Below are 19,759 nucleotides of genomic sequence, written 5' to 3'. Positions count from 1 at the left end.
TGCGCAGCGCTGCGGCGGCTTCACACGGCGGTTCATCTAACATGCCGTCCTGGGGACGCACAGTTCGACGTAGGTCCCGTTTCCGGGTGCGCTGTTGACCTGCGCCTGGCAGCCGACGCCATTCATACGCATGGTGATGGACTGGGCGAGGCCGATCCCGCGGCGAGCGGTGGTCTGGTCGAAGCCTCGGCCATGGTCAAGGATGCTGACGATCAGTTCACGGTCGGTGACGGTGATCCTGACGGTCGCGCTGTCGACGCCGGCGTGCTTGGCCACATTGGCGAGCGCCTCCCCGGTGGCGTCCGCGAGGGCCTCCACCAACGACACCGTCAGATTCTTGCGCCAGTCGAGAGCATCGTGCAACTGGGTGCTGTTGAAGTCGACGCGCAGTCCGGTGCGTGCCCACCGCTGCACCACAGTCTGCAGGGCCGTTAGCAGGTCATCGGGTTGGTCGAGGGGTGTGCCCTCGACCAGAGCGCGCAGCCAGGATGCTTCCGCTGCCAAGTGGGCGCGCAGATTGGCGTCGGGCAGCCAGTCCCCCCGGGCGAGGGTTTCCAAGCTCTGCAGGACTCGGTCGTGCAACAGTCGTGCGTGTCTGGCCCGCTCACGTTCCTGGGCCAGCTCGTCGGCTCGGGCGACCGCCTGGGCACGGTTGCGGTCGGCGTCCTTGCCACTGCTGCGGAGCTGGCGCGCGACGAGCCAGGCCACCACGGTATTGGCGAAGTAGCTGGCGGAGTTGGGGGTGACGTTCCAGAGGGGATCCCGGTGGAGCACATGAGCGGAGAGGGCGTAACTTCCGGCCAGGAGCAGCGTCATGTAGATGACGGTGCGCAGACGTCTGTAGTACAGCCCGATGCCGATCGAGGTGATGAGGGTGAACGGGTACATGAAGTGCACCCAGGTGTGTCCGTCGGTCGGGGCGGTAAGGGCGGCACCCGCCCAGAGCCCGGCGCCACACATCAGAACGTCGGCAGTGGTCCAGGCGGGAAGTAGGCGGCCGGCCCGCCGGCATGCCTCGGTGAGGATCGCGCTTTCGACGATGACCGCGGCGATCAGAGCAAAGGTCCACCCTAAGTGGGGATAGCGTCCGGCAGCGAGTGTCACCACTACGGCGATCTGCAGCAGGCCGCTGACTCGGAAGAACATGGCGGCCCGCATAATTACGCGTTCGACGCGGGCCGCAGCCGTGGACGCCTCGGTGATGACCTCCGCGGTCACTTACCGGTCCCGTCGGAGAGGTAGGCAAGCGCGGCCCGGGTCAGTTCTGCTTTGTTGCCTACCTGGAGTTTCGCCCGTATCCGCTCGTGAGGAGCGGCAATGGGATTCCGGCATGCCGCCGGTGTGGAACAGCTCCGCGGCATGCCGGAATAGGACACTCTCGGTCTCCGCAGCGGCGGATGAGCCGCCATTTGCCCGGACGTTCACCTCTGGTCGTGCTCGGCCGCACGGGCCAACGCGGCGCGGGTGAGTTCTGCTTTGTTGCCCAGCTGGAGCTTGGTACGGATACGTTCGACGTAGGTGTCGACGGTCGCACGGCTGATCCCCATCCGGGTCGCCACCTGAGTATGCGTGAAGCCCCGCGCGATCAGCGAGAGCGTCTCCTCCTCGCGCGGAGCCAGCGGCTGCGCGCCGTCAGAGGGCTTGGGCGCCTGGGGGGGCGGCCGGTGGTTGCTGAGTTCCGTGCAGAGGATGTCGGCGAGCTTGGAGGAAAGCCAGAAGCCGCCTCCCGCGGCGGTGTAGATCGCGGTGCGGAACATCTCCAGCGGGGTGTTCTTGGTGATGTACCCGCACGCGCCGGCCCGGATGGCGCCCGTGACGTCTTCGGGCCGCCCCGACGCGGAGATCACCAGCACGCGCGTCGAGGTGGCGAGCTCGGCGATCGCCTCCAAGCAAGCGGTGTCGCCGTCGTGGTAGAGGTCGAGCAGGATCACGTCCGGTGTCGGTCCATCCGGGGCATCGGCCAGCTGCCTACGCAGTTCCTCGACCGAGTCCGCCGCTGCGACGACTTTGATGTCGTCGACGTCTGCGAGTAGATAGTCGATGCCGCGTAGCGCGATGGGATGATCGTCGACGATTGCGATCCCGATCACATCAGACTCCTGTGAGGTGATGACCACTCACATCCTCGCTCATTCTCGGCGTCGCCGCCAGGTCTCTCCGGGGGCAGATCAAAATGTGCGGGCCGCGCGACCCCCGTGGTCCGCGCGGCCTCTCTCGAGCAGGCGTGGTGTGCGGGAATCAGAACCACTCCTGGTCCGGGTTGCCGTTGCACGGCCACTGGACCGCCTGGGCGCCGACCGCCGCGCTGCCGCCCGTGATGCCCAGGCACTGGCCCGAGTTCCGGTCCACGATGTTGTAGATCGGCCAGCCGCCGGAAGTGCTCGCGCCGGTCCACCGGAAGTACCACTCCTGGTCGGCATTGCCGTTGCAGGTCCACTGCACGACGGTGGCCCCAGCGGCCGTGCTGCCGCCCGAAACGCCCAGGCACTTGCCGCTGTACCGGCTGAACAGCCGGGTGTAGCCGTCAGCCTGCCAAGGGCGGATCCACCACTGGTTGTCGGCGCCGGTATACGTCCACTGATGGACGAGGGCACCGTCGGCGGTGCTGGGCCCGCTGACGTCGAGCAGTTGTCCGGAGTGGCGGTTGACCCAGGTCTCGCCGAGCGTGCCGGTGATGTTCCAGGTGCTGCTGTCCAGGGAGCTGTACCAGTCCTGGTAAGGGCGCGGGTGGGTGGAGGGCCAGGGGAGGCTCGGTGCGCCGTAGGCGTTCAGGACCCGATAGGCCGCGTCCAAACAGTTGTTGCCGAGGCCCGTATAGCCGGCCGTGATGTTGTTGTCCGCGGCATTGGTGGCGGCTCCGACAGAACTGCCCGAGGTGAGTTCGCACTTGTACTGGGTGTATGGGTGCGCCGGGTACGGCGAGTTGCTCCGCACGTCCCTACTGTGCGAAGGGTAGTCGTACTGGAACGTGAAGTCGTTGATCATGTCGGTCCACGTGCCCTGCTGCTTCCACGCGCCGTTGAAGCCGGGGGCGTCGATCTGGTACGTGCCGTTCGGATTCTCCGTCGAGCCGTATATCCAGGAGCTGCTGCCGGCGATCAGGAATCCCCAGCCGATGTGGCCGTAGTTGTTTCCCAGCACAGTGCCGCCGTCCGGCTCAATGAAGGCGCACACCTCGCCGGGGCCCAGCGCCAGGGCCTGCGTCGCGGCGATCAGCGTCGTGCCGCCGAGTACCAGACCAAGTGCGGCCGACAGGGCGGCCAGACGGTTGACGAACCGTCGAAGCGCCTTCCTGAGAGACATGATTCCCACCTCCGGGACCACGGCCCGCACTGGCGCGGCGCCGCCTTCCACCCCTCATCCTGTCCCCGTTCCGCACCCCTGTCGTGTCCTGCAATGACAGGACACCCGGTTGTCGGTGGAATCCACCTCACGGTCCGACGGCACGCGGCGCCGTCGTCACGCTGTCAGCAAATTGCGTGACAATCGCCTGGAATCATGACGGTCGTGGTCTGTAGTGCTTTCTGCGACGTGGAATCACGAAATCGATGCGCCCTACAGTATGGCCCATAGGGACGGGGATTCGCGAAATTCGCAGCCGACACCGTTGTTTCCCGGAAACTGACTCCCGAAAGGACGTGAAACTGAAATGTTCGCGAATGTGAGGGCCAAGGCGCGTACGGTCGTCGTCATCGGAACGATAGGCACGGCGTTGCTGGTCGGTCCGGTCGCCTCCGCGACGACCTACCAGATAACCGGAACCAGCGGCGCGGGCGTCAACGCCCGGTCCGCGCCCAGCACCAGCGCCTCGATCGTCGGGCATTACGCCGAGGGCGCGGCGATCGACATCACGTGCCAGACGAACGGCAGCGTCGTCAACGGCGCGACCTGGGTCTGGGACAAGCTGTCCAACGGCTCATACGTCAGCGACTACTACACGACCACCCCCACGCTCGACAACTTCTCCATCAATCTGCCGAACTGCGCCGGCACACAGTCCGAGCTCAATCCGGCGTACCCGTGGCCGGGCGTCGGCCCGTCCACCTACATCGCGGACGGATACGGCTACTACGAGGGCGAATGCACCTCGTTCGCGGCCTGGGCCGTGCGCAACGACGGGCTGCACCACGTCTCCTCGTCCAGCTGGCTCGGCAACGCCAACACGTGGTCGGCCGCCAAGGTCGAATCGTCCCCGCACGTCGGCGACATCGCGCAGTGGTACGGCAACGTCAACGGCGCCGGCAGCGGCGGGCACGTCGCCTACGTCTCCGAGGTCTACGGGGACGGCACCATCCAGGTTGAGGAATACAACTGGCTGTCCAGCTATAACGGCTACACCGGCCACCGCTACAACACGCGGCGGATCTCGGTCGGCGCCCCCAGCCGATACCTGCAGTTCTAGCGGGAGAATGAGCATGAGAATACCCGGCAGCAAAGCCGCAGCGGCTCTTGGCAGAATCCTCGCGGGTATCGGTGTGGTCGCCCTGGTGGCCACGGGTGGAGTTGCCAGCGCCCACACGTCCGCCACAGGGAAGGCGACCCCCAAGGCCACGGCCGCCACCGCCACCTTTCCGCCGGTGACCTATTCGCGGTACGTGACCACCTCGAACATGTACACAATGGGCTGCAACCAGGGCAAGGCCTCTGATGCGCAGGGCCAGCACGATGAGCTCGTCCTGCTCAACTTCGGCGACCCGGGCTGGAACGCCGCCGGTACATTCGGCGCCTGGGACAGCTACCTGGGTGGGTTCGTCCCGAATGCAGCGATCGAGACCAACGTCAAGAACTACCTGCAGGGGTTCTGGGATTGCACCGTGGCGGGCAGCAAGTCGTTCATGAACGTGGCTCCCGGGGTGACCAACCACGGTAGCGGCATCAACTCCAGCAACGCCCAGGCGTTGGGTGTGGCCTGGGGCAACATGGTCAAGGACCTGAACTCCTGGATCAGCTCCAAGAGCTACACCACCCAGCTCGGCACCCTGGGCTCGGCCGACTTCGAGCCCGGATACGGGGTGCCGGGATACGCCCTGGCCTGGGCCAACGGGTTCGGTTCGACCGGCGAGGCCTACTACGACTTCGGCTCCGCCGACGGCTGCCCGCCCTACGGATCCTGCCTCAACGGCTGGACCCAGGCGGACGAGTACCAGCTGGTTTGGGGGAACCCGACCGCCCTGGCGGCACCTCAGATCTACAACGCCGCCATGGCGCAGGAGTGGGCGTCGATCAGCGCGTGGGGCGGGGCGCACGGCTCGGCCGGCAAGATTGTGTTCTCCGCGGCCCTGTCTCAGTACCAGGCATGCCTGGACCACAGCGACCCGTGCTCGGGTATGGACTACACACCGCTCCAGTCGTGGCAGGCGCTCTACTCAGCGACCGGTCAGGCTCCGTACTTCGCGTCCGAATTTTCCTACCAGTCGAACTGATCAGCGATCATCGGTAGCCCCTCGCGCGCACCACGCGAGGGGCTACCGGGCTGCTCAGCGATGGCGACGAGGCGGCAGCGATAGCCGAGGATCACGGCTTGTACCCGGTCAAGGCCGGATGGGGCCTAATCCACGTCACCGAGAGCTGCGACAACGACAGCGTGAACCTGATCACCGACCTGGCCACCACCCTGCCGACCAAGGACACCGAGGCACTGCCCGGGATCCACGACCGGCTCGGCCGCCGACGGCTGCTTCCCGCCGAGCACCGCGCCCGGACTCGCACCGGCCCTGCAGCCCGGTGCAGCCTGCGGATCTCTGCCCAGTCCTCCACTTGGATCACCCTTTCCTCCCGATCTCCAATCAAGATCAGGTTGGGGTGGCGACGACTCGGACTTCCTGGCGATCGCCCACGCCAGGGGCGCGGCCATGGCGCCGCCTCACGGCGCGGACGGGGGTAACACCGGTGCGATGGCCGCGGTGCGCACGCCGACGGCCACCGTGGAGACGGTCTTGACAGGCTTCCCCGAACTGGCTGTCTGCGCCCGGAACACTCCCGAGGAGTGCGTGGTCGGTGGACCCACCCCGGCCGTCGACCGCTTCGTCGAAGCATGCGCAGCACAGCGCATCTCCGCCCAGCGGCTCCCGGTCGCCGCCGCTTTCCACACCCCGCTCGTCAGCCACGCCGTGGACGCCTTCGCCGCCGCCCTCGGCGACGTGCCCTTCGGCGCCCCGGCCTTCCCCGTCTACCCCGACACCCTTGGCGCTCAATACGGCGGCGATCCGGCCGAGAACCGGAGGGTGCTGACCGAGCAGATCCTCCACCCCGTGGACTTCCGCGACCGGCTGGAGGAAATGTACGCGGACGGCTGCCGGATCTTCGTCGAGTTCGGGCCCAAGCAGGTGCTGACCCAGTTCGTCGGGCGCACCCTCGACGGCCGCGGGGTCGAGGCCGTTGCCACCGACATCGGTACCGGCGGTGACAGCGCGCTGACCCTCAAGGCGGCCGCGGTGCGCCTGGCCGTCCTCGGCCTGCCTATCCGGGACATCAACCGCCACGACGCGCCCTGGGCGGAGGAGCCGGGCACGCCGTCCAAGGTCGCCCGCACGCTCGACGGACCGAACTTCGCCCTACTGGCGCGCAACGAGGCCTACCAGCGCACGCTCAACGAGCCCTACCGGGTGGCGGCGGCGTCGGCCGGGGCGGAGGCAGTCGCCCAATCGGTGTCCCTGGAACCGTCGGCCTGCGCAGACGATGACCCACTCTCGCGTGCGGCCGCCGCGCACCTGGCGATGCACACCCGCTACCTCGATGGCCAGCTGCGCACCGCGGAGCAGCTGGTGAACCTGCTGCATGAGGGCGCCCGAAGCGGCCAGGCTGACTCCGTCCTGGCCGGAGCCAACGCGGCCCGGGACCACAGCCTGGCGCTCGGACAGGCCCACATCCGGGCCAACGAGGTACTCGGCGACCTGCTGCGCCTCGGGGCCAACGGCGGTGCGACCAGTGCGACCGCCCCGCCCGCCGACTCCCTGCCGGCCGAGGCGCGGTTCGCCGTGGAAGCCGGCGGCGTAACTCGGCAGGACCCGCAGGAGGATTCCGGCGCCTCCGGTGACACGGTGCGAACGCCCGGCCCGGGCTCGCCGGGTCCGAACACCCCCGATCCGAGCACCCTCGATCCGAGCTGGCCCGATCCGAACTCGCCCGAGGAACCGCCGAATCCGCCGACGACCCCGCAGTCCGCCCTCGAACTGCTCCGCGACACGGATGTGACCGCGGCGCAGAACCCCGAGCTGCGCGCCGCGCTCGCCAAGCTGGACCGCGAGGAGATGGAGCAGGTGATGATCGACATCGTGGCAGAGAAGAGCGGCTACACCGTCGACATGATCGACCCGGACGCGGACCTGCAGATGGAGCTGGGCATCGACTCGCTCAAGCAGGTGGAGATCGCAGCCGAGCTGTGGAAGCGCTACCCGGTCTTCTCCCGCGACGAGATCTTCCGGTTCGCCGGGGCACGCAGCGTCCGGGACCTCGCCGAGATGCTGCCGCAGGTGCTCTCCAGCCAGGGCCGGGTCCTGAGCTTCGGCAAGCCGGTGCCGCTCGGACGCCGCCATGTGGGGCTGCGCGATCTACCCCGGCCGGACATCCTTATCGACGCCTACTGTGCCGAACCGTGCGCCGTACTGGTCGACGACGGCGGAGAGCTGGCCCGTTCGCTGGCCGAGGCACTGGACGGGCGCGGATGGCGGGTGTGCCGGCTGCTGCTGCCGGGCGTCGACGCGCAGGCGGACTGTACAGGGCAGCTGGAGGACTGGACGGAGGATGCGCTCGCCCAGCGAGTGGCCGAGATCAGCGCCTCTGTGCCGCGAGTGGGCCTGTGCGTCCTGCCTTTCAGCCGCACTGGCGACGCAGCCCCCTCAGAGGTGGTGCGCCGCCTGACCCATGCCGTCCTCGTCGCCAAGCACTTGCGGCAACCGCTGCCCGCGGCAGCTGCCGCGGGCATCCGCGCCGGGTTTGTGACCGTCACCCAACTCGACGGAGCGCTGGGGTACTACGGCTGCGGCGGCGAGGCCTCACTCGCGCTGTCCGGCGGACTCGGCGGCCTGGTCAAGGCCTTCGCGCTGGAAGCACTCGACCTGTACTGCCGCGCCCTGGACTTCGCCCCCGAGCTGCCGACGAAGGAACTCGGCGACCGCTTCGCCACTGAACTGACCGACGCCGCCACGGACCTGCGCGAGGTAGGTCACGACGGCGCCGGCCGCCGCACACCCTGCCTTCTCGAGGCACCGGCGCGGCTGGTCCGGCTGCCCGAGGAAGTGGCCACCGCCGAACTGGACAAGGACGATCTGCTGGTGGTCACCGGGGGCGCTCGCGGCATCACCTCCTGGTGCGTCAGGGCGCTGGCCGAGCAGACCCGGTGCGGATATCTGCTGATCGGACGCACTCCGCTGACCGGCGAGAAGAGCGAGAGCGCCCAGTGCCGGGAGATCCGCGCGACATTGGAGGAACTGCGCGCCGCCGGAGTCGACGTGGAGTACCTGGCGGCGGACATCGGTGACGCGGAGGCGGTACGCACCGCACTGGCGCCATACGCAGACCGCGTCACCGGCGTCGTCCACGGCGCGGGCGTGCTGGCCGACCAGTTCCTGGCGGACAAGGACGCCGACGACATCGCACGGGTACTGTCGGCCAAGCTGACCGGTCTGGACAACGTTCTCACGGTTCTCGACCCACAACGGCTGCGCCATCTGGTTGTCTTCACCTCCGTTTCCGGGGTCCACGGCAATGCCCGGCAGACCGACTACGCGACGGCCAACGAGGCGCTGAACCGGTTCGCCTGCGCCTGGAAGGCCCGTCATCCGCAATGCCGCGTGGGCGCCCTGGCCTGGGGGCCGTGGACGGGTGGCATGGCGACCCCCGCTGTCCAGGAAATGTTCATCCAGCACGGTGTCCCGCTGCTGACCCGTCAGACCGGCACCGGTTTCTTCACCGAGCAGATGAGCCCCAAGCATGCCGAGGATCTGGTGACGGTGATCGGCCCGGTCGAGCCGGTGTACCGGCGGCGCGACCCGCTCCCCGCCGGCGGTGCAGTCGTCGAACGGCACCTGGCAGGCCTGGACGAGCAGCCGCTTCTCGACCACCACCGTATTCACGGCACCCCGGTCCTGCCCATCACCGGAGCGGTCGGCTGGTGCGTGCGCGTCCTCGAAGGGGCACGCGGCGGGCAGCCGGTCGTCGAGTGCCACGATTTCCGGGTCAGCAAGGGTCTGCTCTTCAACGGCTCGCAGAGGGACCGGTTCCTGCTGACGGCGCAGCCCGGCGAGGGAGCGGCCTCGCCGGTCACGGTGGCGATCCACAGTGAGGACGACGACGGCCGGCGCACGCCGCGGTATCAGGGGAGGTTCACGCTCGCGGCGGAGGCTCCCCGCGCTTCCCGCCTCGACCTGCCGCCCGCGGAAGTACCACCGTTCGATCCACAGACCCACGAGGCCTACCGGGACTTCCTCTTCCACGGCCCCGCCCTGCGCGGTCTGGGCCCGGTGCTCAAGGAGGAGGACGGCCGCATGGTGATCGCGGCCAGGATGGCGGACCCCGCTTTCGCTCTCGGCGCCTTCTCCGGCGCGCTGTACAGCGCGGGCCTGGCAGACGTGCTGCTGCAGTCCGCAGCCCTGGTCGGACGACAGCATTTCGGTGAGCTGTGCCTGCCAATGGCCGCGGCCCGCATCGAGCTCTTCGAGCCCCTGCCCGACGACTCGCCGTTCCTGATGATCGCCGAGTCGGTCAGCGAGAGCCCCTTCCATCTGCTGGTCACGGCCACCGCGTGCACTCCCGATGGGCGAGTCCTGCAACGGTGGAACGAGATCACCATGGTGGTCGTCTCGCCGGAGTTGACGAAGAGGGTCGGCTTCCTACCGGGAGTCTGGCATGCCTGAGTCCAGTACTGGGTCCGAGGTACTCGGGGCCGCTGACGTCGGGTGCGACGAACTTGGCTTCGAAGGTGAGCCGTTCGCACCGCCGGGGGTTCTCGCGGGCACCGGGGCAGGGCCAGGCACCGGGGCCCCGGTGCCTTCCGCCGCCCTCGTTGCCGGCGAGGCGCCGGCCGTCGTGCTCCCCGGAGCGACCCTCGCCCGCGACATCGCCGAGCAGGTGTGGCAGGCCCACAACGCGGTGCTCGCGGCCCACGGTGACATCGAGCGATGGTTGCTGATGCGCGGTCGGTCGAGCGCGCGGCCGTCCCCCGCGGCCACGCCCGTGCTGATTCCCTCCTCCGGGCGGCTGCTTCGCCCAGGGCCGGCTGGTGACGTCCGTCTCCCTCCGGGATCACGACAGCCGTCGGCAGCACGACGGCCGCCGTGCTGCCGACCCGGCCGCTCTGCTGTACGAGGCCGCGTTCGGAGCCCTGCAAATCTACGTCCTCCAGCGCGGCCTGCACCTGTGCATGCCGGACAGCCGCTTCCAGCCCTGGGACGGCTGCGCTTCGCAGATCGAGATACTGGACCCGACTGCCCTCGACGGCACGCTGCGCTACGAGATCGACGTGGCCGAGCTGGCGCTGGTGCCCCGCCCCCACGCGGTCGCCGACGTCCGGGTGCTCGCCGGAGGCCGCCTGGTGGCCCACCGAGCTGTTCCTGCGGCCGGCTCCGGAGGCCATCGTCCGCGAGCTGCTGGACCGCGGGCTGGTGAGCGCCGAGCAGAGCGAGCTGGCCGCACGCGCCCCGATGGCCGACGACCTGACCGTCGAGGCCGACTCGGCGGGCCACACGGACCGTCAGCCCCTCATCACCGCAATGCCGTCGATGCTCGCCCTGCGCGACCGGATCGCCCGGGCCCACCGCTACCCGGTGCCGGTCAGGGTCGGCGCGGCCGGGGGCATCGGCACCCCGCAGGCCGCACTCGCCGCCTTCAACCTGGGCGCCGCGTACATCGTCACCGGCTCGGTCAACCAGTCCTGCTTGGAGGCGGGCACCTCGCCCGAGGTCAAGGCCCTGCTCGCCGCAGCCGGGCACGGCGACTACGCGATGGCGCCCGCCGCCGACATGTTCGAAGCCGGTGCCGAGGTCCAAGTCCTGCGGCGCGGAACCCTCTTCCCCGGGCGGGCACGGCGGCTGCACGAGCTGTACCGCAGCCACCACGGTCTTGACGATCTGTCAGCAGCCGACCGCGAGCGCCTGGAGCGGAAGATCCTCCAGAGGCCGGTAGCAGAGGTCTGGCAGGAGACGGCCGAGTATCTCGCTCGGCACCACCCTGACCAGCTCGCTCGCGCCGAACACGACCAACGGCACCGGATGGCGCTGCTCTTCCGCTGGTACCTCGGCCAGTCCTCCCGCTGGGCGGTAAGCGGTGATCAGGGGCGCTCGGGCGACTTCCAGGTGTGGTGCGGCCCGGCGATGGGGGCATTCAACGAATGGGTCGCCGGGTCGGAGCTGCGGGATCCCGCCCACCGCCGGGTCGCCGATGTCGCCCACCACCTGCTGCAGGGCGCCGCCTTCCACAGCCGCGTATCCCAGCCGCCTTTCAGCGGCGCGACCATTCCGCCGGCCTGCGCCTTCTACCGCCTGCCGTGCTCACGGTAGTCAATGCTGACGGTGCCCTTGCCGAATACCTCATCCGCCCTGGTGGGAGTGGGTGTGCCGGGTTTGGGGATGTCGACCGCGGTTGCTCGATCCGGTGCTCTCGCGCGGCTGGCGGTCACTGCGGCATGATGATCGACCGTGCTGCTGCGACTGGCTTACCTGGGCGTAACGAACGCGTTCGCGAAGCTGCGCCTGATGCCGATGAGTGATCGGGAGAAGGATGTGGAGATCCTTGCCCTGCGCCATCAGATCACGGCGCTGGAGCGTCAACTCGGCAAGGAGAAAGTGCGGTTCAGCCCGAGCGATCGGGCCTTTCTGGCGGCACCGCTGCACCGTGTGGGACTCTGTCGCCCGGTCCGCGGTGAGGGCCGATTCGATCAGCCTCACCAGCACGTTCACCGTTAGCCGCCGGTCGGTTTCGGCAGGTCGGCCGAATCGGGCGACAGCCGCCCGCGTCGCGGACTGGGGCGACGCCTGGGAACAGACGGACCCCTAGGGCCCCCAAGTGGGCGTTTGGTTCTGTGGCTTTCCGAGCTTGTTTACTGCGGTTCTCGGTTCTCGGTCTGTGGCAGTCGTCAGCCCTCGGCCCGCTCCAGCGCCAGTTCCAGGACGGCCAGCAGCGCGTCGCGTACCGAGCCGCGCCGACGGGCGTCGAAGGTGACCAGCGGGACCTGGTCGGCGACGTCGAGCGCCCAGCGGATCTGGTCCAGGTCGTGCTCGACCTTGCCGTCGAAGGCGTTGACCGCGACGACGAACGGGATCTGCTTGTGCTCGAAGTAGTCGACCGCGGCGTAGCAGTCGTCCAGCCGCCGGGTGTCGACGATGACGAGCCCGCCGAGCGCCCCCTCGACCAAGTCGTCCCACATGAAGCCGAACCGCTCCTGGCCGGGCGTGCCGAACAGGTAGAGCTTCAGGGTCGGGTCGATGGTGATACAGCCGAAGTCCATGGCGACCGTGGTGGTCGTCTTGCGTGGCGTGAGGCTGAGGTCGTCCACGCCCGCCGCGACCTCGGTGATGGCCGCTTCGGTGGTCAGCGGGTCGATCTCGGAGATGGAGCCGACGGTCGTGGTCTTGCCCACCCCGAAGCCGCCCGCGATGACCAGCTTGACCGGCAGCGGCGGCCGGTTGGCGGACCGCTGGTCGCGGCCGCGGGCCGCGGTCTCGATTGGTGTCACGGAGTTGTCTCCCGGAAGTCGGGGATGGTCCGCAGACCATCGATAACCCTGCGCAGTACAGAGAGGTCGTTGGCCGCCTCGGGCCTGGGTACGTACACCGACAGGTCGCCGGTGGACTCCAGGTCCTCGGCCAGGACGCGGACCACGTTCAGATGCAGCCGCAGCCGGGCCGCGACCTCCGCGAGCGACTGCGGATGCCGGCACAGGGCGACAATGTCGCGCCGCTCGAAGGCCAGCCGTTCCATGCCCACGATGCCCGCCGCGGTCGATACGACCTGGGTCTCCAGGGGCATCGGCGTGCCGGCCCTGGTGCCTGCCACCCGGCCCGCGGTGACCAGGAACGGCCGCACGGCGGGGGCGCGCCCGACCGGGTCTGCGGCCAGGCCCGAGACGGCGTCCCCGTCGGCTTGCGTGTCGCCGGCCGTCATGGGCCCTCCTTCCCCTAACCCCGGAATCCTCCCCGGTACCGGTCACTCGGCGGATCTGGAACCGACGTTGTTCTTCAGTTCGAGGACGAGCTGTGGGCTCAGCGCGGCGCCGGCCCGGTTGGCGAAGACGGTCATCTCGTACGCGATGTTGCCCAGCTTGGCCTCCTTGGAGGTGACCACACCGAGCACGGCGCCGCTGCCGATCGCGGAGACCAGGACATGTCCCTCCTCCAGATCGATGATCACCCTGTTGAGACCACCGAGACCGTAGTTGCCCGCGACGCCGGCCGCCAGGCTGGTCATGCCGGAGACGATGGCAGCGAGCCGGTCGGAGTCCGAGCTGTCACGTAGCTGCGAGACCGCGATCAACAGTCCGTCGGAGGACACGGCGATAGCGTCCACCACCCCCGCGGTCTCGGTGGCGAAGCGGCTCAGCAGCCAGGTGAAGTCGGCTGCGGCAACCCGCAGATCGCCGGGCGTGGCCTGCTCGGTCGAGGTGTCACTTGTCGGCGTTTTCACTGCTCCGCTCCTTCCGGAAGCCCTGCTTGGTGCTGGGCGGTGGTGGGGGCCGTGGCGTCGGCGCTGTCGCGGTGCGCGCGTGCCACAGCAGCTTCGAACTCGTCGAGTTCCGAGCGGACCGCCTCCGCGTCGACGATGCGAGGCGCCTCGCGTGCCCCGCGTCCTCGGGTCTCGCCCAGCGTCGCGTGGAGCGTGGCTCCACGCACCCGGCGGTGCAGCGGACGCGACCCGCCGTCCTCCGGTTCACCGGCGGAGTGCTGGGCGGCAGGTTCGGCGGCCGCGGGTTGGGGGGCCGCGAGTTGGGAGGCCGCGGGTTGGGAGGCCGCGGGTTGGGAGGCCGCGGGTTGGGAGGCACCGGGTTGGGAGGCACCGGCCGCGGGGGCAGCCGAGGGATGTTGCCGCTGGGGGACGCGCTGCGGCAGCGGAGCCGCTTCAGGACGCCGATGGTCGTCGGCGTCCGCGGGCGGCAGCGCGGCGCGAGCCTGCGGGAGCGCCGACGCGAGGAGCGCGGGCGCCTGCGGACGGCGGTCCGCCGACGACAGCTGCGGCAGCGCGGCCCTGGCATCGGCGTCCCGAGCGCCGGGACGGTCGGTGTCGTGTGCCGGGCCGATGTCTTCCGTGAAGGCGCTCATCAGGAGCAGCAGGACCGAGGGGATCGCCACCCGGCTGGTGACACCGCCGCCCGGTGTACGGCTCAGGGTGACGCGGACACCCCAGCGGCGGGCCAGGCTGCCGACGACGAACAGGCCGAGCACCTTGGTGGGCGCCAGATCGAGGCGTTCGCGGCGGATCAGCCGGGAGTTCTCCTCGGCGAGCCGTTCCTCGCTCATGCCCAGCCCGTGGTCGCTGATTTCGATCAGGGCGCCCTCGGCCCCGCTGCTCACCACCACCTCGACGGGGCTGTGGGCCGGGGAGAACGCCACCCCATTCTCCAGGAGCTCGGCGATCATCAAGGTCAGGTCAGCGATGATGTCGGGAGCCACCGTGACATCCCTGTCGCCGTCCAGGGAGACCCGCTGGTAGTCCTCGATCTGCCCGAGCGCGGCCCGTACGACGTTGGTGAGCGTGGTGGGGCCGGCGTCCAGGCCTGTCTCGCGGACGCCGGCCAGCAGCATCAGGCTGTCCGCGTTGCGCTGCAGGCGTACCGCGAGGTGGTCGATGCGGTAGAGGCGGTTGAGCAGGTCGGGGTTGGTCTCGCCGCGCTCGACGGCGTCGATCAGGGTGAGCTGGCGGGCGGTCAGATTGCTCACCCGGCGGCCGACGTTGCCGAACATCTCGGCCACGTTGCGGCGGCTGAGCACCTGGCGTTCGAGCAGCGCGGCGGCGGCGGTCTGAACCCGGTTGAAGGCGTCCGCGAGGTCACCGATCTCGTCGCGTGCCGTGACCGGCACCTTGCGCAGCCGGGGTGGGCTCGCGTCGTCGGTGTCGTCGTCGGCCACCCTGGCGAGTTCCTCGCCGGCGACCTCGGCCACCTGGGTGGCGGCGGCGGTGAGGGCCTGCACCGGGCGGACCACCGAGCGGCGGATGACCACCGAGAAGGCCAGCCAGAGGGCGAACGCCAGCAGCACGCTGACGAGCAGCCAGGCGGCGTGCCACCAAGCGTTGCTGGACGCCCGGTCGACGTGGCCGGCGATCTGACCGATCAGTGAGCCGGTGATTACCAGCCGGTTCTGCGCCTGTGCCTGGTAGTCCGGGTACGACCGCAGGGCCTTGGTGAACGCCTTCCGTATCTGTTCCGGCCCCTGGACCCGCAGAGCGCTGGGGTCCACCTGCAGCCCCGCGTACTGCGACAAGATGGTGTTCCACACGGGGGTCTGCTGGACTCTGGCGAGTTCGGTGCTCTGCGCGTCGGTGGAGAACCGGCCGAAGCGGGCGGTCTGGTAGGTGAAGAGCTCGTTGTCGCCGACCGCGTTGACGAACTCGGTCAGCGCGTTGGCGTCGCCGGTCTGCGCGGAGAACACCGCGGTCTCGAAGGATCGGTAGGAGGCTGCTGCGTGCAGCAGCGAATCCAGCTGGATGGCGGTGATGGTGTCGTGCATGTTGTGGACGAGGCCGAGGCCGTCGATCAGGCCGTCCACGGGCGAGAGGTACGCCTGGTCGATCTTGGCGGTGGGCAGGTAGCTCTGCTCGACGGTGGCCCGCAGGCCGCTCAGGCCGCCGATCTTCTTGAGGGCCAGCGCCTCGTTGGTGGACAGGCGGGCGCCGAAGCTCTCACGGACCGTGACGACCTGGACGTCCACTGCGGCCTGGGCCTTCTGGTAGGCCGTGAGCGAGGGGCGCTTGCCGGAGGTGCCGGCCTCGTACCGAACTGACAGCAGCAGCGCCTGCTGATGCTCGCTCTGCAGCCGGTCGACGAGCTCGGCGACCGGCCGGCTGTCGCGGACCAACTGGGCGTCCGCGGCTGCGTCCTGGGCCTGCCCCACCAGGCCGCTGATCACATCGGCCATCAGCAGGCAGATCACCACCAACGGCACGCCGACCAGCACGTTGAGCTTGAGCCGGAACGGCCATCGGTCGGTTATGCCCCGCCAGCCGCGCCGGTCGCGCTGCGCCGGGGCCGGCCGCGCGGGCCCGTTCACCTCGTCCACGGACACCAAGCCCTCCTGTGTTGCTTCTTCTCGGCATCAGGACGCCCCGGCAGCCGAGCGGGCCAACCGGAAGCCGTGAACCGGCCGTAGGGGGACGCCGCCGACATTCTTGACCAGGCACTTGGTATCCGATTGAGGCTGATTCCGGAACGAAGCGGATCAAGACAGACTGACCGACCGCATTGTGTCGATCACTGAGCCAACTGCCCGGAGACTACCGCTTCTTTCTGAAACATCAATGCCCCCGTCGCCTAACATCTGCGTCAATTTCCCCATCTGCCTCTGGCAATGGCCGACTGGGAGGAACCGATGCCAATCGGTGACCGGAACGGTCTTGACTTATCTGGAGGCGGGGGCGATCCAGCGCGGGGATCAGGCCGAACCGACCTGCGACCGCTTCGCCGTGGCGGTTGGTTGCCGGCGGATGGTCGATCGAAGCCCGGGCGCGCAGGGACTGCCGTGCGGTCGAGGCGCGGCAGTATCCGAGGCGTACGTGTCCGGCTGGCTCGGCGCCCGCGTTCACCGGCCTGGGCAGCTCGGTCCAGACCGAGCGGGGTTGGGGTACGGCGGGGGTCGGCACGTTGAGGGCCTTGGCGAGTTGGGGCACGAGGCGGAAGCGGGCGGTGTGGTACTGGATGGCCACCTTGCCCTTGCCGGTCCGGCACGGCGAACCCGCAGGGGCGGCGCAGGTGGACATCGGGCAGGCGTGCGATTCCACGCGCTTGAAGCCGTCGCTCACGAGCCCCGACTGTTCATGAGGGTGTTTCAGCCGTCCAGCCGTTTGCAACAACTCATGAAACATGAAAAGCCCTGAGTGGTCCGCGGTCGTGACGGTGTTTCACAGGCGACCACCCATGGAACAGCGGTGGGGTGTTTCAGCTCCTCACCGATCGGTCGGGGGCCGCCTGGGCGGCCCCCGACCCCGGCGTGTGCGGCTGCGAGACGGCCCGCCCGGTTCACTGAACGACGGCGCGGCGGCGGCGCTTCGGGTCGGCCAGGACGGCCGCGCTGTAGCCCGCGTCGTCGGGGTTGAGGTTGGTGCCGGGCGCCACGATGCGGTCGATGCGGTCCAGCACGGCGGGTTCCAGGATGATGTCCGCGGCGCTCAGCTGGTCGTGCAGATGCCCGGCGGTGCGGGGGCCGATAATCGCCGCAGTGACTGCGGGGTGCGTGGTGACGAACGCCAGCGCCAGCTGGATCAGTGTCAGGCCCGCTTCGTCGGCGATGCCGGCGAGTTCGGTGGCGGCGTCGAGCTTGGCCTGGTTGCCCGGTACGTCCAAGTCGTAGTGGGCGGACGTGGTGCGGAAGGGCATCGTCCGTGTGCGGTGGCTGGACAGGTCGGCTGCGTCGCGGCGCCAGCGGCCGGACAGCCAGCCCCCGGCCAGCGGACTCCAGGCGAGTACCCCCATCCGGTACCTCTCGCAGGTGGGCAGCACCTCGGCCTCGACGCCCCGGACCAGGAGGGAGTATGGCGGCTGTTCGCAGACGAAGCGCTCGCGCTGCCGCCGCTCGGCGGTCCACTGCGCCTGCACGATCGTCGAGGGGGAGAAAGTCGAGGACCCCACGTAGCGGATCTTGCCTGCGCGGACGAGATCGGAGAGCGCGCCCAAGGTCTCGTCGAGGTCGGTCGCGGCATCGGGCCGGTGCACCTGGTACAGGTCGATGTAATCGGTGCCCAGGCGGCGCAGGCTCTCCTCGCAGGCCCGGACGATCCAGCGTCGCGAGGCGCCGCGCTCGTTGAGGCCGGGGCCCATTGGGCTCGACACCTTGGTCGCCAGGACGACATCGTCGCGCCGTTTGGCGATCGCCTTCCCGACGATGAGTTCGGACTCGCCGCCCGAATACACGTCGGCTGTGTCGATGATGTTGACGCCCGCGTCGAGCGCCGTGCGGATGATGCCGATCGAGTCGTCATGATCGGGGTTTCCCCACTTCCCGAACATCATTGCGCCCAGGCACAGCGAGCTGACGTGGACTCCTGTACTACCCAGCGTGCGGTACTGCATGGCGTGGGCGGCCCTTCTGTGATCGCGGCGGTGCGATGGAACGGCCGACAGCAACCTGCTACCGTCCCCAATAAGCGGAGCAGGGTCCGCTTAGTCGTCACGCTAAACGGAACCGACTCCACATGGCAAGTCGAGAGGAAGAACCGCATGCCTGATCCGTCCGGCCGACCAATCCGGGCCGACGCACGGGCCAACGAAGACAAACTGCTCGCCGCGGCCGCCCTGGCCTTCGCCCGGGACGGCGCCGCCGCGACCCTGAAGCAGATCGCGAAGGACGCGGGCGTCGGGATCGCCACCTTGTACCGACGCTTCCCGACCCGCGAGCAGCTCGTCGACGCCACCTACCGCTACGAGACGGCCCGGCTCTCCGCCCAAACTTCGGACCTCCTCGGCGAGCTGCCCGCCGACCGGGCCCTGCGGGCGTGGATGTCCCAGGTGCTGGACTACCTCGCCGCCAAGCACGGTATGGCCGACACGCTCAAGACTCTCCTGCAGAGCGACGAGCAGCTGAGCTCGCAGACGCGCGAGCAGCTGACCGGCGCGATCGAGGAGTTCCGTCTCGCCGGGATCACCCAGGGGGTGATCCGGGGGGACGTGCCCTCACCCGACATCCTGATGAGCCTGGCGGGTGTCACCCTCGTAGCCGGGGCTGTCCACCAGCGCGTGCAGGCCGAGCGGCTGCTCGACCTGCTGATGGACGGCGTCACCCGCCGCCCGGGAGGCAGGCATGCCCCTGTCGCGCCTGATCGCCGGCGCCGCCGAGCGTGAGCTGCGTCTACGTATCGGGCGGGCAGCAGTGAGCGAGTGGCAGGCGGAGCACGGCGGCTTCACCCCAGAGGAGTTGGCCGCCGCCCGTGCGGAGATGGCTACCGCCGACGCCGAGTACCTGGGCGGCGCGGGAGCCGACGCCGCGTGAGCATTCCCCATCTGCACGACGCCGGCGCCTTGATCGCCATCGACAACAACGACCGGCGCATGTGGGCCCGCCACAGTCTCGCCCTGGACGACGGCCGCGACATCCACATCCCGGCCGTCGTGGTCAGCCAGGCCTGGCGCGACGCTCGCCGCCAGGTCCGCCTGGGCAAGTTCCTGGCCAGCTGCCGGATCGAGCCTGTAGGCCTGGAGACAGCCAAGGCCGCCGGCATCCTGTGCGGCAAAGCCACGACCGCCGACGCGGTAGATGCCACCGTCGTCATCATGGCAGCCACGCTCGGCGCGATCATCTGGACCTCCGACCCGAACGACATCCACACCCTGGTCAACGCCCAGGACAGCAAACCCGCACTCGTCGTGCGCACCGTGTAACCCGAACGCAGCGGGTTCGGGATTCCAGTCCCTGGCGGCGCACCACACAGCAGTCATCGCGATCGAGAACGTCCACGCCGCTATCAACCAGATCGCCCAGACGACCCTGCGCAAGATCGTGGGCCAGCACACGCTCGACGAGACGCTGTCGGAGACGGACCGGATCAACCTCGGCATCCGCGAGATCCTCGATGTGGCGACCGCCGAATGGGGTGTCCAGGTCACCCTGGTCGAGCTGAAGGA

The 19,759-nt window shown here is 69.2% G+C and carries 18 protein-coding genes; 9 read left to right on the top strand and 9 right to left on the bottom strand.

Annotated features, from left to right (window positions below):
* Nucleotides 1-36: 36 nt before the first annotated feature.
* From FCI23_RS25200 to FCI23_RS25190, 3 genes are all read right to left on the bottom strand, one after another.
* Complete coding sequence (locus tag FCI23_RS25200) at nt 37-1,218, bottom strand: sensor histidine kinase (protein WP_136726215.1); 1,182 nt, start codon at nt 1,216-1,218, stop codon at nt 37-39.
* Nucleotides 1,219-1,421: 203 nt separating this feature from the next.
* Nucleotides 1,422-2,090 carry a response regulator gene (locus FCI23_RS25195; RefSeq protein ID WP_169316935.1) on the bottom strand — a complete coding sequence of 223 codons (669 nt, stop codon included), beginning with the start codon at nt 2,088-2,090 and terminating at the stop codon, nt 1,422-1,424.
* A gap of 148 nt (nt 2,091-2,238) precedes the next feature.
* A complete protein-coding gene (locus tag FCI23_RS25190; protein WP_136726213.1) occupies nt 2,239-3,303 on the bottom strand; it encodes an RICIN domain-containing protein in 1,065 nt (354 codons plus the stop codon).
* Between the two features lie 346 nt (nt 3,304-3,649).
* Between FCI23_RS25190 and FCI23_RS25185 the strand changes: the two genes are divergently transcribed.
* The 5 genes from FCI23_RS25185 (at nt 3,650) to FCI23_RS25165 (ending at nt 11,900) form a co-directional block, all read left to right on the top strand.
* Complete coding sequence (locus FCI23_RS25185; RefSeq protein WP_136726212.1) at nt 3,650-4,402, top strand: CHAP domain-containing protein; 753 nt, start codon at nt 3,650-3,652, stop codon at nt 4,400-4,402.
* Between the two features lie 13 nt (nt 4,403-4,415).
* A complete protein-coding gene (locus FCI23_RS25180; protein WP_136726211.1) occupies nt 4,416-5,423 on the top strand; it encodes a hypothetical protein in 1,008 nt (335 codons plus the stop codon).
* Between the two features lie 429 nt (nt 5,424-5,852).
* Nucleotides 5,853-9,854, top strand: a complete 4,002-nt coding sequence (locus FCI23_RS25175) for an SDR family NAD(P)-dependent oxidoreductase (RefSeq protein ID WP_136726210.1) — start codon at nt 5,853-5,855, stop codon at nt 9,852-9,854.
* Nucleotides 9,855-10,601: 747 nt separating this feature from the next.
* Nucleotides 10,602-11,495 (top strand): beta/alpha barrel domain-containing protein, encoded by an 894-nt coding sequence (locus tag FCI23_RS25170; protein ID WP_211265469.1) that lies wholly within the window; start codon nt 10,602-10,604, stop codon nt 11,493-11,495.
* 138 nt (nt 11,496-11,633) lie between these two features.
* Nucleotides 11,634-11,900, top strand: a complete 267-nt coding sequence (locus tag FCI23_RS25165; protein WP_246143972.1) for a hypothetical protein — start codon at nt 11,634-11,636, stop codon at nt 11,898-11,900.
* Nucleotides 11,901-12,070: 170 nt separating this feature from the next.
* Here the strand turns inward: FCI23_RS25165 and FCI23_RS25160 are convergent, their stop codons facing one another.
* The 6 genes from FCI23_RS25160 to FCI23_RS25135 all read right to left on the bottom strand — a co-directional run bounded on the left by FCI23_RS25160 (nt 12,071) and on the right by FCI23_RS25135 (nt 18,211).
* Entirely contained in the window at nt 12,071-12,670 is a 600-nt protein-coding gene (locus FCI23_RS25160) for a GTP-binding protein (protein WP_136726209.1), read from the bottom strand.
* Complete coding sequence (locus FCI23_RS25155; protein ID WP_136726208.1) at nt 12,667-13,098, bottom strand: DUF742 domain-containing protein; 432 nt, start codon at nt 13,096-13,098, stop codon at nt 12,667-12,669. Before FCI23_RS25155 ends, FCI23_RS25160 begins: the two co-directional genes overlap by 4 nt.
* A 42-nt stretch (nt 13,099-13,140) precedes the next feature.
* Entirely contained in the window at nt 13,141-13,617 is a 477-nt protein-coding gene (locus tag FCI23_RS25150) for a roadblock/LC7 domain-containing protein (protein ID WP_136726207.1), read from the bottom strand.
* Entirely contained in the window at nt 13,614-16,211 is a 2,598-nt protein-coding gene (locus FCI23_RS25145; RefSeq protein ID WP_136726206.1) for an ATP-binding protein, read from the bottom strand. The genes FCI23_RS25150 and FCI23_RS25145 overlap by 4 nt, the downstream gene beginning before the upstream one ends.
* Nucleotides 16,212-16,440: 229 nt before the next feature.
* On the bottom strand, nt 16,441-16,902 hold the full coding sequence (locus FCI23_RS64620) for a zinc finger domain-containing protein (RefSeq protein ID WP_456318834.1): 462 nt from the start codon (nt 16,900-16,902) through the stop codon (nt 16,441-16,443).
* A 259-nt stretch (nt 16,903-17,161) separates the two neighbouring features.
* Nucleotides 17,162-18,211 carry an aldo/keto reductase gene (locus FCI23_RS25135; protein WP_136726205.1) on the bottom strand — a complete coding sequence of 350 codons (1,050 nt, stop codon included), beginning with the start codon at nt 18,209-18,211 and terminating at the stop codon, nt 17,162-17,164.
* A 147-nt stretch (nt 18,212-18,358) separates the two neighbouring features.
* Here FCI23_RS25135 and FCI23_RS25130 point away from each other — a divergent pair, with 147 nt between their 5' ends.
* From FCI23_RS25130 to FCI23_RS62440, 4 genes are all read left to right on the top strand, one after another.
* Nucleotides 18,359-18,979, top strand: coding sequence for a TetR/AcrR family transcriptional regulator (locus tag FCI23_RS25130; RefSeq protein WP_136726204.1), 621 nt, complete (start codon nt 18,359-18,361; stop codon nt 18,977-18,979).
* On the top strand, nt 18,939-19,127 hold the full coding sequence (locus FCI23_RS25125) for a hypothetical protein (RefSeq protein ID WP_246143971.1): 189 nt from the start codon (nt 18,939-18,941) through the stop codon (nt 19,125-19,127). The genes FCI23_RS25130 and FCI23_RS25125 overlap by 41 nt, the downstream gene beginning before the upstream one ends.
* Complete coding sequence (locus tag FCI23_RS25120) at nt 19,124-19,516, top strand: PIN domain-containing protein (protein WP_136726203.1); 393 nt, start codon at nt 19,124-19,126, stop codon at nt 19,514-19,516. The genes FCI23_RS25125 and FCI23_RS25120 overlap by 4 nt, the downstream gene beginning before the upstream one ends.
* A 31-nt stretch (nt 19,517-19,547) precedes the next feature.
* Nucleotides 19,548-19,759 (top strand): SPFH domain-containing protein (locus FCI23_RS62440; RefSeq protein WP_265737769.1); only part of this gene is annotated, 212 nt, incomplete at its 3' end.

This window comes from Actinacidiphila oryziradicis (genome assembly GCF_005047355.1).
Taxonomy (GTDB): Bacteria; Actinomycetota; Actinomycetes; order Streptomycetales; family Streptomycetaceae; genus Actinacidiphila; species Actinacidiphila oryziradicis.
Note: the sequence above shows the minus strand (reverse complement) of the source record. Positions and strands in the feature narration are given on the sequence as shown.